At 58.3% G+C, this 13,269-nt stretch carries 5 protein-coding genes and 5 pseudogenes; 5 read left to right on the top strand and 5 right to left on the bottom strand.

Features of this window, described 5'->3' with window-relative positions:
* Positions 1-53 precede the first annotated feature (53 nt).
* The 3 genes and pseudogenes from FDY98_RS18205 to FDY98_RS18195 form a co-directional block, all read right to left on the bottom strand.
* Positions 54-1,333 (bottom strand): annotated as a pseudogene (locus FDY98_RS18205) (ABC transporter substrate-binding protein).
* A gap of 29 nt (positions 1,334-1,362) precedes the next feature.
* Positions 1,363-2,493 carry an ABC transporter ATP-binding protein gene (locus FDY98_RS18200; protein WP_027956981.1) on the bottom strand — a complete coding sequence of 377 codons (1,131 nt, stop codon included), beginning with the start codon at positions 2,491-2,493 and terminating at the stop codon, positions 1,363-1,365.
* Between the two features lie 113 nt (positions 2,494-2,606).
* Positions 2,607-4,025: a sigma-54 interaction domain-containing protein gene (locus FDY98_RS18195; protein ID WP_027956980.1), complete on the bottom strand. Its 1,419-nt coding sequence runs from the start codon at positions 4,023-4,025 to the stop codon at positions 2,607-2,609.
* 222 nt (positions 4,026-4,247) lie between these two features.
* On the opposite strand from FDY98_RS18195, the pseudogene speB reads away from it, so the two are divergent.
* The 4 pseudogenes from speB to FDY98_RS18175 all read left to right on the top strand — a co-directional run bounded on the left by speB (position 4,248) and on the right by FDY98_RS18175 (position 9,821).
* Positions 4,248-5,197: pseudogene (speB, locus tag FDY98_RS18190) on the top strand (agmatinase).
* A 103-nt stretch (positions 5,198-5,300) separates the two neighbouring features.
* Positions 5,301-6,682 (top strand): annotated as a pseudogene (locus tag FDY98_RS18185) (YjiH family protein).
* Between the two features lie 58 nt (positions 6,683-6,740).
* Positions 6,741-8,350, top strand: a pseudogene (locus FDY98_RS18180) (5-guanidino-2-oxopentanoate decarboxylase).
* Between the two features lie 9 nt (positions 8,351-8,359).
* Positions 8,360-9,821, top strand: a pseudogene (locus FDY98_RS18175) (aldehyde dehydrogenase family protein).
* A gap of 28 nt (positions 9,822-9,849) precedes the next feature.
* Here FDY98_RS18175 and FDY98_RS18170 read toward each other — a convergent pair.
* On the bottom strand, positions 9,850-10,779 hold the full coding sequence (locus tag FDY98_RS18170; RefSeq protein WP_027956976.1) for a hydroxymethylglutaryl-CoA lyase: 930 nt from the start codon (positions 10,777-10,779) through the stop codon (positions 9,850-9,852).
* Between the two features lie 10 nt (positions 10,780-10,789).
* On the bottom strand, positions 10,790-11,995 hold the full coding sequence (locus FDY98_RS18165; RefSeq protein ID WP_027956975.1) for a CaiB/BaiF CoA transferase family protein: 1,206 nt from the start codon (positions 11,993-11,995) through the stop codon (positions 10,790-10,792).
* Between the two features lie 148 nt (positions 11,996-12,143).
* Between FDY98_RS18165 and FDY98_RS18160 the strand changes: the two genes are divergently transcribed.
* A complete protein-coding gene (locus tag FDY98_RS18160; RefSeq protein WP_027956974.1) occupies positions 12,144-13,040 on the top strand; it encodes a LysR family transcriptional regulator in 897 nt (298 codons plus the stop codon).
* The last annotated feature ends 229 nt before the right edge of the window (positions 13,041-13,269 follow it).

Genomic DNA, 13,269 nt, shown 5'->3' with positions numbered 1-13,269 from the left:
CCGCACGTTGGAAAAGCCGGGGCATGCCCCGGCGAAGAGTAAAATTCTAACGATTAGCGGGCGTAGCGGCGCAACACGCTGTCGGCCTCTTGCTGCGCCTGACTAAGCGCTTCTTGCGGCGTCATTTGACCGGTCAGCGCCGCTTGCACGGCGTTATCTAAGGCGCGGCGAATACGGCCACCTTGATAGGTGGAAAGCTCCGCCGTGCCGTGTTCAAGCTGGTCGCGGGCGACCGCGGCGGGTGGGAACTCTTCCACATAGCCTTGCAGCGCGTCGGTCTCATAAGCGGCGGGGCTAACGCCCATATAGCCAGTCTCAATCGACCAGGCAGCGGCGCGCTCAGGAGCGGTCATCCAGCGAATGAAGGTCATCGCCGCGCGCTGTTCTTCTTCCGTCGCATCTTTAAAAATGTAGAAGTTGCCGCCGCCGGTGGGGCTACCACGCTGGGTTTTCATCGGCAGCATGGCGACGCCAAAATCAAAATTGGCTTCGCTGCGTACGGCGGTCAGGTTGCCCGTGGTGTGCCACATCATTGCCGTGGACTCTTCAAGGAAGTTCTGGCGCAGGGTGCCCCACTCGATGGTGCCGTCGGGCATGGCATTGTGCTCGCTGGCCAGTGATACCCAGTACTCCAGCGCTTCAACCGCTGCGGGGTCGTCGAAGTAGACCTCGGTGCCATCTTCGCTCATTAGCCGGTGGCCGTTCTGAAAGGCAAAGGCTTGGAACATCCAGTAGGGGTAGCCAGTCGACGGCACCATCACGCCCCACTGCTCGCCGTTGGAGGCTTCGCGAACGGTCGCGGCCATCTCGGCCATCTCTTCCCAGTTTTCCGGGGTGTTTCGGGGTCTAGGCCAGCGGCTTCAAAGGCGTCTTTGTTCCAAAACAGTACGATGGTGGAGCGCTGGAAGGGGATGCCGTAGGTTTTGCCATCCAGTTGGCCATTTTCCATCAGCCCTGGATAGAAGCCATCGAGCCATTCGCGCTCTTCATCGGTTTCGACCAGGTCGTCAAAGGCGACGATGGCGTTCTGCTCAATCAGCTCGTACAGGTCGATGGAGAACATGACCGATAGTTGGGGCGTATCATCCGCTTCCATCGCCGACATGGCGCGCACGCGGGTGTCGTCGTAGTTGCCGGCGTAGATCGCTTCCACGTTGATATCGGGGTATTCGCTTTCAAACTCTTCCACCAGATTATCAACGACGTCGGTGAGTGCACCACCCACCGCGACCGGGTAATACATGGTCAGATCGACGCTATCCGCGTTTACCTGGGCGGCGCTTAACAAGCCCGCTGCCAGGGCGGTCATTGCAAAAGGGGTACGCAAACGCATAAGAGACTCCGCAAGTGTCAATACTGCTGTCAGTGTTGGAAAGAGCCCACCGCCGGTGGACGAGGAATGCTTCGAGATGAGCTGGGTAAGGGGGTCGGTGTCAGGTCGTCCCGCCGCAGGCCGTCGGCATCGAAAAGGTGTGTATTCTCTGAGGTCCAGTAGAGGCTGCATGGCTGGCCTGTCAGTGCCTGCTTACCGCTAAGCCGCACGCGTAGGGTGTGCGACCCCACCGCGACATAAGCAATGGTGTCCGCTCCCAGGTACTCTTCACTTAATACGTTAGCGGGCACGCCGGAACCGGGTGCGATTCGCAGCTCGATATCTTCCGGGCGGATTCCCAAGTGGCCACCAGCGGCTTCTATGGGAGCAACTGGCGTACTCGGTTCGCCTTCGATAACGGCACCCTGTTCACCTTTAACGAGTGGTAGCAAGTTCATCGCGGGGCTGCCAATAAAACTGGCGGCAAAGGCGCTAGCGGGGCGGTTATAGAGCTCGTCTGGGGTGCCGTCCTGCACGATTTTGCCGTGCTGCATCAGAATCACACGATCACCCATGCTCATGGCTTCAACCTGATCGTGGGTAACGTAGATAACCGTCATGTTTAGGCGGCTTTGTAGCGCTTTGATTTCCCGGCGCATGTCGCTGCGCAACCGAGCGTCCAGGTTGGATAGCGGTTCATCCATCAGGCAGATCGGGTGTTCGGAAATAACCGAGCGCGCCAAAGCAACCCGCTGGCGTTGGCCGCCGGAAAGCTGGGCAGGTTTGCGGTTCAGATAATCGGTTAAATCAACCAGTTCGGCCACTTTGGCTAGCCGCTCGCGCTGCTCGGCTTTGGGTACCTTGCGGCTGCGCAGGCCAAACACGATATTGTCAGCCACACTCAAATGCGGAAACAGCGCGTAGGACTGAAACACCATGCTCAGCCCACGGTCGCCGGGCGGCAGGCGTGTGACGTCGCGCTCGCCGATATGAATACGTCCGTTGCTGGCCTCTTCCAGGCCCGCGATCATGCGTAGCGTGGTGGATTTACCGCAGCCTGAAGGGCCGAGCAAAATGACAAATTGCCCAGGCGTGACGTCGAAGGAGATTTCATCGACGGCAGTGGTCGCGTCCCAACGTTTAGTGACGCGTTCCAGGCGAATACGCGATTGGTTTGACATAGCACACACATCACCGGCTGTTGGTTGTTATTGGTTCAGCTTGTGTTGAAGGTGTTGCCGTTTCATGACACTTACATGGATGGTTTATGACAGCCGCTGTGTCAAGCAGAAAATCACTTGGCGACTTTAATGCCATAGCGCTGCAACCGACGCACCACGCTGGATTGACTAATGCCCAGCCGCTTGGCAATGGCATAGGTGCTGGGGAGCGTGTTGCACAGCTCTTCAAGCGTTTCACGCTCCAGCCGCGCTAGGTACTGCTTGAGGGTTTCCTGGGGCTCGAGTGCTACTGCCGACGCTGCTGGCGAGGCGCTCGGCAAACTGGCTGGGTGCTGCTCGGCGTGAGGAAGCGCAGTAGGTACTTCGATTTGATCGGTGGGGCTGGAAAGCCAGGCTCTCTCTAGCCAGTTCTCCAGCTCGCGGACGTTACCCGGCCATTCGCCGCCCATCAGGGTCGACCAAACGCGGGTATCAAGGATTTTTTGCCGCCCATAGCGCTGGTTGAGCCGGTTTAAACACGCTTCAACCAGGTCGGGGATATCCTCCCGGCGGTCACGCAGCGGCGGCAGGGTGACCGGGATCACATTGAGGCGGTAGTAAAGATCCAGACGGAAAAGTCCGGCCTCTACTTGCTTGCCCAAATCCTGGTTGGTCGCCACGACCAAGCGAAAATTGACCTTGCGTGATCGGGTGTCACCCAGCCGGGTCAAGCTGCCGTCCTGAATCACCTTGAGCAGTTTGGTTTGCATCAACAGCGGCAGCTCGCCGATTTCATCCAAAAATAGCGTCCCACCCTCGGCCTGCTCTAACAGCCCGGCTTTGCCCTGGCGAGCGGCACCGCTGAAAGCGCCGGGCTGGTAGCCAAACATCTCGGATTCAAACAGATTCTCTGGAATCGCCGCACAGTTAACGTCAATAAAGGGGCCGTCACAGCGCTGGCTCCAGCGGTGTAGCTGCTTGGCAAAGGCGGTTTTACCCACACCTGATTCACCCAGCATCAGCACATTGGCATCCGAAGGGGCGACCCGCTTAAGCAGTAGCGCAATTTCACGCATCACGCTGCTACGTACCTGCAAATTGTCCAGGGCGTCATCCAACGCCTGCTCTTCCGCGTCTGGCGCTGCCTGACTGCGCTTTAAGTGTTCGCTAAAGCGTTTTTGTAGTAGGGCATATTCGTCCTGCAGTAACTGCAAGTCAGTTAAATCCCGCGAGCGGCTGATAATACGTTCCAGCTTGCCGTCGACGAACACCGGGTAGGCTTCAGCAATCACCCGGCGGCCCGTGCCGGTGACCTGCATAAGCTGTGCGGGCCGGCGGGTGCGCATCACTTCCATGGTGATGGAGGGCTTGAGAACCCCGGCCGCTTGTAGTTGCTGCACACTGCTGGAAAGCAGCTCTTCCCGTGAAACGCCGTAAACCGCTTCGGCTCCCGGGCTAATATCGACTATTTGTCCATCACCACTGACGATAAAGAAGTGGTCGTTTGCGGTCTCCACAATGGTTTGCAGCACGCGTTTATCTATTTCACTCATCGCAGCTGACTCCTCCGAGTGATTCATTTATGAATCTTTGATTCAATAATGAATTGAAAAGGCATTTGTTTGATTCATTTTTGCATCGTTTGGCCACTAATCCCACCACTTTATAGGCATCTTCGACTTGGCATGGTCTGTGCAGTGTCTTTAGAAGATTAGTGAAAAGAGCTAGGCCAATACCTACACCGTGCTCACCGCCAAAAATATAAGGAGATGTGTATGTCGGAGTTTAATCAGCCCCTGAGCGGAAACACCATGCCGCGCTTTGCAGGCCCTGCCACCATGATGCGCCTGCCTACCCAAGAGACAGCCGAGGGATTAGACGCTGCGTTCATTGGCATTCCCATGGATATCGGCACTTCAAACCGCCCCGGCACGCGGCTTGGGCCACGCCAGATTCGCGACGAGTCGCGTATGCTGCGCCCCTAAACATGGCGACCCGCGCAGCGCCCTTTGAAAGTCTGCAGGTGGCCGATATCGGCGACGTGCCTATCAACACCTTTCACCTGCCGAAAAGCGTCGACATCATCACCGCCTTTTACGATGGCGTACTGAAACATGACTGCATTCCGCTGACCCTGGGCGGTGAGCACACCCTAACGCTGCCTATCCTTCGCGCCATGGCCAAAAAACACGGCCCGGTGGGGTTGATTCATATCGATGCTCATGCCGATGTCAACGAGCACATGTTCGGTGAGCCAATTGCCCACGGTACGCCGTTTCGTCGTGCCCAGGAGGAGGGGTTGCTGGCCCATGGCAAGGTAGTGCAAATCGGCCTGCGCGGTACCGGCTATGCCGCTGAAGATTTTGACTGGTGTCGCGACCAGGGCTTTCGTGTCGTGCCCGCCGAAGAGTGCTGGTATCGCTCGCTAGCGCCCTTGATGGCCGAGGTGCGTGAGCAGATGGGCGATATTCCGGTGTACATCAGTTTCGACATCGACGGCCTGGATCCTTCTGTTGCCCCCGGCACCGGCACGGTGGAAATGGGCGGGCTGACCTCTAGCCAAGGATTGGAGCTGGTTCGCGGTGCCGCTGGGCTGAATATTGTCGGCGGCGACCTGGTGGAAGTGTCACCACCTTATGACCCCAGCGGCAACACCGCGCTGATGGGCGCCACGCTGCTGTATGAAATGCTTTGCGTACTGCCGGGCGTTAAACACAGCGAGTGACGCCGACCAAATAGCTAACAAAGAAATAGCGACTAAATAAAAAAGTACTGACCTAGCTACGCCGCCAGCCACCTCCAATAATCACTTCCAATGGGTGACCCCTATGTCGTATAGCAACGTTAAATCGGAACAGCCGACCTCGTCGGCACCGATACCCCGCGCGCACTTACTGAAATTTATCATTCCATCGCTAATTGGGGTGCTGCTGTTTCTCGTCCCTTTTCAAGTGGGCGATACCATTAACATCGGCATGGGCCTAATGGCCGATAGCCTGCAAACCTTGCTAGGCTCGGCGCTGCCAGCTATTGCGGTAGTGGTACTCTGCCTGTCGGTGGTAGCGACGATTTACGCCAAGCTAGCTAACCCTGCCTGGGCCAAAAAAGGCATGCTGCACGAAATGTTTCATGTCGGGCCAGTGTGGTTAGTGATGCGCGTTTTAGGCGCGCTGTTTGCTGTGATGACCTATTTTCAGTTTGGGCCAGAGTTCGTCACTGCGTCCTTTACCGGTGGGGTGATGCTCAATGATCTGGCGCCGGTACTATTAACGTTCTTCTTCTTTGCTGCGCTGCTGCTGCCGTTTCTAGTCGAGTTTGGCTTTATGGAGTTCATCGGCAGTATGGTACGTAAGCCGTTTCGGGTGATTTTTAATTTGCCGGGACGCAGCGCTATTGATGCCACCGCCTCATGGATGGGATCGGGCACCGTCGGTGTGCTGATCACCACTCAGCAGTACGAGCAGGGCTTCTATAACCGCCGCGAAGCCTCGGTCATTGCCACCAACTTCTCCGTGGTGTCGATTGCGTTTGCGCTGCTCGTCACCAGTTTTGTCGATATCAACCACCTGTTTGTGCAGTTCTACTTTACGGTGGTGGTTTCCGGGTGATCGCTGCAGTGATTGTGCCGCGCCTGCCGCCGCTGTCGCGCAAATCCAATGACTATTACGAGCCCGTGGGCTGCCAGTTGAGCGAAGAGCGCACTGAAAAAGTGGGTCTGTTCCGTTACAGCTTGATTCAGGCCACCAATCGCGCCGCTGGAGCTCCCGGGCCCCGTGAGCTGGCACGTTTGGCGCTCCTCAACGTGATGGATATTTTCCTTGGTCTACTTCCCTTGGTGTTTGCCATTGGCACGGTGGCGCTGATTCTGGCGGAATTTACTCCGCTGTTTACCTGGCTCTCTTACCCCATGGTACCGGTGCTAGAGCTGCTGCGGATTCCCGAGGCAGAAGCGGCGGCGCCCGCCACCCTGGTGGGCTTCGCCGATATGTTCCTGCCCGCGGTGCTGGCGACCAATATCGAAAGCGAACTCACCCGCTTTGTGATTGCCTGCCTGTCGCTCACCCAGTTGATCTACATGTCGGAAATCGGCGCACTGCTGCTCAAGTCGAAAATCCCCATCAAGCTCTGGGAGTTGGTCGCCATCTTCCTGCTGCGTACTGCCATTACGCTGCCGATCATTGCCTTCATGGCCCATACGTTTTTCTTCTAAGGGGCCTGCAATGAACGCTGATGCAACGAATACTGATGCAACGAGCAATCAAGCGGCCATGACCTGTGCCGAGTTATTGATCCGCCTACTGCGCGATACTTACGGGGTACGTGCCCTGTTCGGCATCCCGGGCGTGCATACGGTGGAGCTTTACCGCGGCCTGGAAGGCAGCGATGTGAGGCACGTTACGCCACGCCATGAGCAGGGCGCCGGGTTTATGGCCGACGGCTATGCCCGCGCCAGCGGCCAGCCGGGAGTGTGCCTGATTATCACCGGGCGGGGATGACCAATATAGCGACCGCCATGGGCCAGGCCCTGGCGGACTCGATCCCCATGCTGGTGATCTCCAGCGTTAACCGCCGCGACACCTTAGGGTTAGGCCAAGGGCGACTGCACGAGCTGCCCAGCCAGCAGCAGATGATCAGCGGCGTGGCGCGATTCAGCCACACGCTGTTGGACGCCAATGCACTACCCGAGGTGCTGGCCCAGGCCTTTGCCGTGTTCAACGGCGCGCGACCGGGACCGGTGCACATCGAAATCCCCATCGACCTGTTCAATGCACTGGTGAGCGTGCCGGTGAGTTGGCAGGCGCCTAGGCTCTATCGGGCCGCACCTGATCCAGAAGGACTTACCGAAGCCGCCCGTTTGTTACATGCAGCGAAACAGCCCCTGGTGCTATTAGGCGGTGGCTGCGTTTCAGCCCCAGAAGCAGCGCGAGCATTAGTAGAAAATCTTGATGCCCCCACGGTAACGACCATTAACGCCAAAGGGTTGCTAGGCCGCGACCATCCGCTGGATTTGGGTGCTAACGCGGCGTTGCCCGCAGTGCGTGAACTAGCCGCCAATGCCGATGTGATTCTGGCGGTGGGCACCGAGCTTGGCGAGACCGACTACGATGTGGTGTTTGATGGCGGCTTTCACCTTAACGGCACGCTGATTCGTATTGACCTCGACCCAGAGCAGTTGGTGCGCAATCAGCGCGTAACGCTGGGGCTAGTCGGCGATGCCGGGCGTAGCCTTGAACTTCTTCTTGGCTACTTCCCCGAGCCGCTATACCGCCACGGAAAGGCGCGAACCGCGGCCGTATTGAGCGCGCTGAGCCTTCACAACGACCCGCCCTTTAGCGACTTTGTGCCGCTGTATGCAACGCTTGCCGAGCATCTACCCGAGGCCATTCTGGTAGGCGATTCCACCGCGCCGGTGTATGCCGGTAACCACCTGGTCAGCCAGCCGGCCCCCAGGCGCTACTTCAATGCCTCTACCGGCTACGGCACCCTGGGCTATGGGCTACCGGCGGCACTGGGTGCACAGTTGGCGCGAGCGGATCTGCCGGTGGTGGCACTGGTGGGCGATGGCGGGGTGATGTTTACGCTCTCGGAAATCGCAACCGCCGTAGAAGAACGCCTGCCAGTGGTGATTGTGCTCTGGCACAACGCCGGTTACGAAGAGATTCGTCGCTATATGGATGCCAACGGTGTGGCGCGCCTGGGCGTAGATATTCAGGCACCCAACTTCCTCACCCTGGCCGAAGGCTTTGGCTGCCCCGGCGTGCTGGTAGAAAGCCCCGCCGAGTTTGCTAAGGCGCTCGCCAACCGGGAAACCAACGGGCCTCTATTGATCGAAATTGACGCTGCTGCCTGGCAGCGTGCGTGCGCATTTTCTGACTAGGATATTTCCATGCAGTCACTCAGCCAGCAACTTATCAATCAACAATTCATCGACAACCAGTGGGTGCCCTCGGCGGGCACCCGACTGCTCGACGTGATGAATCCTTACCGCGAAGAGCGGATTGCCCAGGTTACGGCAGGTGACGCCGCCGATGTCGACGCCGCCGTCAAAGCCGCAAAGCAGGCGCAGCCCGCCTGGCAGGCGCTGGACGGCAGCGCACGGGCAAAATACCTTGAGGGGTTTGCCGATGCACTGGAAGCCCGTCGGGAAGCGCTCATGGCGCTTTCGGCCACCAACAACGGCAAGCCGCTGGCAGAAGCAGGGATCGATCTGGACGATGCCATTGCCTGCTATCGCTACTACGCTGGGCAGGCCAGGGCGCTGGATGCCCGCCAGGGCGAATTGGTCAGCGTGGAAATGGAGGGCGTTGAAGCGCGCACTTATCACGACCCCGTGGGCGTCGTGGGGTTGATTGCACCGTGGAATTTTCCCGCTGGTGACCAGCGCCTGGAAGCTGGCGCCCGCCTTGGCGGCCGGTTGCACCGCGGTGCTCAAGCCCTCCGAAGTCACGCCGCTCCCCGAGCGGGTGCTGGCAGAAATAGCCCTGGAGATTGGTCTGCCTGCTGGGGTGCTCAACCTGCTCAACGGCGACGGTGAGGGCATCGGTGCACCACTAACCCACCATCCGGATGTGGATAAAATTTCCTTTACCGGCAGCAACCGCGTCGGTGAAGCGGTGATGCAAGCGGCAAGCGCCCGTACCGCCAGCGTCTCCCTGGAGTTGGGCGGAAAGTCTCCGATCCTGGTGATGGAAGATGCCGACCCCGAACAGGCCGCCGACTGGGTAATGGCGGGTATCTACTTCAACGCCGGGCAAATCTGCTCCGCAACTTCGCGTTTATTGGTGCACGAAAACGTGGCCGAAGCCCTTTATGCCGCGCTTGCCGAACGTATGGATGCGCTGACGCTGGGCGACCCGCTTGCTGAAGGTACCGATCTGGGGCCGTTAACCAGCGCCAAGCAGCGCGACGCCGTGCAGCGCTATTTGGATATTGCCGAACAGGAAGGGCTAGCGGCAGTGCGCGACAAGCGACACCGCACGCTGCCAGAGAAGGGCTACTTCCTTGCGCCTACACTCTACCGTGATGTGCCGCTAGAGAGCCGCCTGTGGCAGGAAGAGATTTTTGGCCCTGTGCTCTGCGGCCGCAGCGTGGCAAGTGAAGCCGAAGCCATCCAGCTTGCCAATGACAGCGTGTATGGATTGGCTGCTACGGTTATCAGCGGCGATCCAGAGCGGGCCAAGCGCATTGGCCGACAGCTCAAGGCGGGCAGCATCTGGTACAACAGCGAGCAGCTAGTGCTACCAGAAACCGGCTGGGGTGGCTTCAAGCGCAGCGGTATTGGGCGTGAACTAGGCCCTTGGGGGCTAAGTGCTTATCTGGAAGTGAAGCATGTGATTGGGCCTGGCTAACGCTTAGGCGTGAGCTTTAGGCATGAACTTATGGCATCGCATAACGCCGAGTCGATTTCCCGGCTTTTACCACCTGCCCCGACACATCATGGCCGATAAGGTCGGGAAGGGTGGCGGCGACTTCAAGCAGTGCATCCAGATCGACACCGGTATCGACGCCCATGGCTTCAAACATATGCACCAGGTCTTCGGTGCATACATTACCGCTAGCGCCGGGAGCGAAGGGGCAGCCACCCAGCCCACCTAGTGAGGCATCAAATCGGCTAATACCTGCTTGCCACGCCGCTAGGGCGTTGGCCAGCCCCATTCCGCGGGTGTTGTGGAAGTGCAGCGTGAACGGCGTTTCCGGCCAGCGCTCCAGTGCTGCTTCGCATAGGTATTTGACCTGGGCGGGGTTGGCCATGCCGGTGGTATCGCAGAGCGTGACGCCCTGAATGCCAAGGCCAATAAGCTTCTCAACCAGTTCCAGCACCCGCGCTGCGGGGATGTCGCCCTCAAACGGGCAGCCAAAGGCCGTGGATAGAGAAGCGTTGATAAACACGCCGCTACCCTGTGTCGCTTCTAAGATAGCCGCGAACTGCTCAAGGGATTGTTCCGGCGTCATGCGCAGGTTGGCCAGCCCGTGGCTGTTGCTAGCGGACATCACCAGATTGATTTCATCCACCTGGCAGGCAAGCGCCCGCTCGGTGCCCTTTACATTGGGCACCAGCACGGTGATATCGACCCCTTCCCGACGCTGAATGCCGGTTACTACGTCGGCGGCATCGCGTAGGTTGGGAATCGCTTTAGGTGAAGTGAACGAGGTTGCTTCGATGCGTCTTAGGCCAGTGGTGGAGAGCACATCGATCCAGCGGATTTTCTCTTCGGTGGGCACAAAGCGTGCCTCAATCTGCAGGCCATCACGGGGGGCGACTTCGTTGATTTCGATCTTAGTGGGGCATGGGCTTGGCTGGTTCATGATGCGTTCCTTAAATAATGCCCGCTTGGCGAAGCTTGGCGCGGGTTTCGTGGTCAATGCCCAGCTCATCCAAAACATCGTCGGTATGCTGGCCAAGCGTCGGGCCGCCGTCGCCGATTTGCCCAGGGGTAGCGCTCAGCTTGGGCAGTACGCCGGGTACTTTTAGCGGTTTACCGTTGGGGCGGGTAAAGGTTTGAATCATCTCCCGCGCCAAATAGTGGGGATCAAAGGCGATATCTTCCGCCGTGTAGGGGTAGCCTGCGGGCACACGGGCTTCATCCAGTGCCTGTAAAATGGCATCCCGTGGGCGCTCTTCCGTCCAGGACTGAATGGCGGCATCAATCATATCGGCTTGCTGGCTGCGCCCATCGTTGTGGGCCAGTGCCGGGTCGTTGGCGAGATCATCACGACCAATCACGCCCATTAAGCGTTTGAAAATGCTGTCGCCGTTACCGGCAATCAGCACGTAATCGCCACCCTGGCAGCGGTAGGCGTTTGAGGGGGTAATGCCGGGCAGGGCGCTGCCGCTAGGTTCGCGAACCTGGCCGCTGGCATCGAACTCCGGTAGCAGGCTCTCCATCATGGCAAATACCGACTCATATAGCGCGACGTCGATTTCTTGGCCCAGGCCGCTACGGTTGCGCTCCTGGAGCGCCAGTAGCGTGCCAATCACCGCGTAGAGCGCGGAAAGCGAGTCGCCGATGCTCACCCCCACGCGTACCGAAGGCTCTCCCGGCTGGCCGGTGAGGTAACGCAGCCCGCCCATGGCTTCGCCAATCACCCCAAAGCCGGGCTTGTCCCGGTAAGGCCCTGTCTGACCGTAGCCGGAAATATGCACCATGATCAGCCGTGGGTTGAGTTGGGAGAGCGCTTCCCAGCCTAGCCCCCAGTTATCTAAGGTGCCCGGGCGGAAGTTTTCCACCACTACATCGGCTTCGGCTGCGAGCTGGCGCACCAGGCCTTGCCCCTCTTCACTGCGCAAATCTAGCGCCACCGAGCGCTTGTTGCGGGTCTGAACGTGCCACCAGAGCGAGGTGCCCTCTTCAAGCATTCGCCATTTGCGAAGTGGATCACCGGTGCCCGGCGGTTCGATTTTAATCACGTCGGCACCGAATTCGCCCAGCAGTTTGGTGGCGAAAGGCCCCGCAATCAGTTGGCCAAGCTCAAGTACTTTTAAGCCCTGTAGCGGAAGCTGGCGCGCTTCGGAAGCATTCATTAAGGCTCTCTCTTATCATTGGATTATCACTATTAGCCAGCATGCGTGAGCTAAATAGGGGCGACAATTAGGCAATGGATAACAAAGGGTTCGTGGCTGGCGAAGGTGTGGGCTACCATAGGGAGCTTGCTTTCAAGGAGTTCGTAGGATGCGCCGCTTTGATTTTGTCACCCTTAAACTGTTTATCTCCGTGGCGGATGAGGGGCGTCTGACGGCGGCGGCGGAGCGTGAACACTTAGCTCTCGCCGCGGTGAGCAAACGCATAAGTGACCTGGAAACGTTGGTCGGCACCACGCTGCTCTATCGTCGCCCCAGAGGTGTAGAACTGACTCCCGCAGGTCAGGCGTTTTTGCATCATGCCCGACGTATTATGGATAACATTGAACGCCTGCAGGCCGAGCTCAGCGAGTATGGCGAAGGCGTCCGCGGCCATGTGCGTATCCACTCCAATACTTCGGCGATCATTGCCTTTCTTCCCCAGGATCTCAGCGCCTTCTCACGCCTCTACCCGGAAATCAAAATTGATCTTCAGGAGCGGGTCAGCAGCGAAATTATCGCTGCCGTTCGCGACGGGCTGACCGATATCGGTATCTTTGCTGGCCATGTAGCGGCGCCCGACCTTCAACAGCTCTCCTATCGACAAGATCGACTCGTGTTAATGACCCCTATCGATCATCCTTTGGCTGGGCGTGAAAGCATCGCTTTTAATGAAGCGCTGGCTTTCGATTTTATCGGCTTGCAGCAGGATGCCTCGCTGCAGTCGCTGTTGAACGAACAGGCTAACCTGGCGGGTAAAGCGTTGCGCATGCGCATTCAGGTACGCAGCTTCGATGCCATTTGCCGCATGATCCACCATGGTATGGGCGTTGGCGTACTGCCTGAGCAAACCATCTATCGTGATCTGGGGGACTTACAGCTTAAAAGTATCCCGCTTAGCGATCCGTGGGCTCAGCGCGAACTGGTGATTGGCATGCGGCGCTATGCCTCGCTGCATGTGACTGCCCGGCATTTGGTGGATCATCTTACCCAGAATGAGGATGACTAATAGCCTCTTTATGGCTTCGTACTTTGAGAAAGCTAAGCGCCACTTCCTAACCCTTCACTTGCCTAACACGTGCGAGATAGTAGGTTAATCACTGCCGTCAGGTGTTCATCTTTGGTCGTACAGCGGTGAGGGGCGAGGTTAAAAAGCCTGCTATAGCGGCGTTTCTAGCCATCGTATTTGACGAAGTCAGCCTTCTTAAACGTCGATTTGAGCCCATTGGCAGCTTGTT

The sequence above is a fragment of the Halomonas sp. PA16-9 genome (assembly GCF_009728585.1).
Taxonomy (GTDB): Bacteria; Pseudomonadota; Gammaproteobacteria; order Pseudomonadales; family Halomonadaceae; genus Vreelandella; species Vreelandella titanicae.
This window is presented reverse-complemented; position numbering and strand designations above follow the sequence as displayed.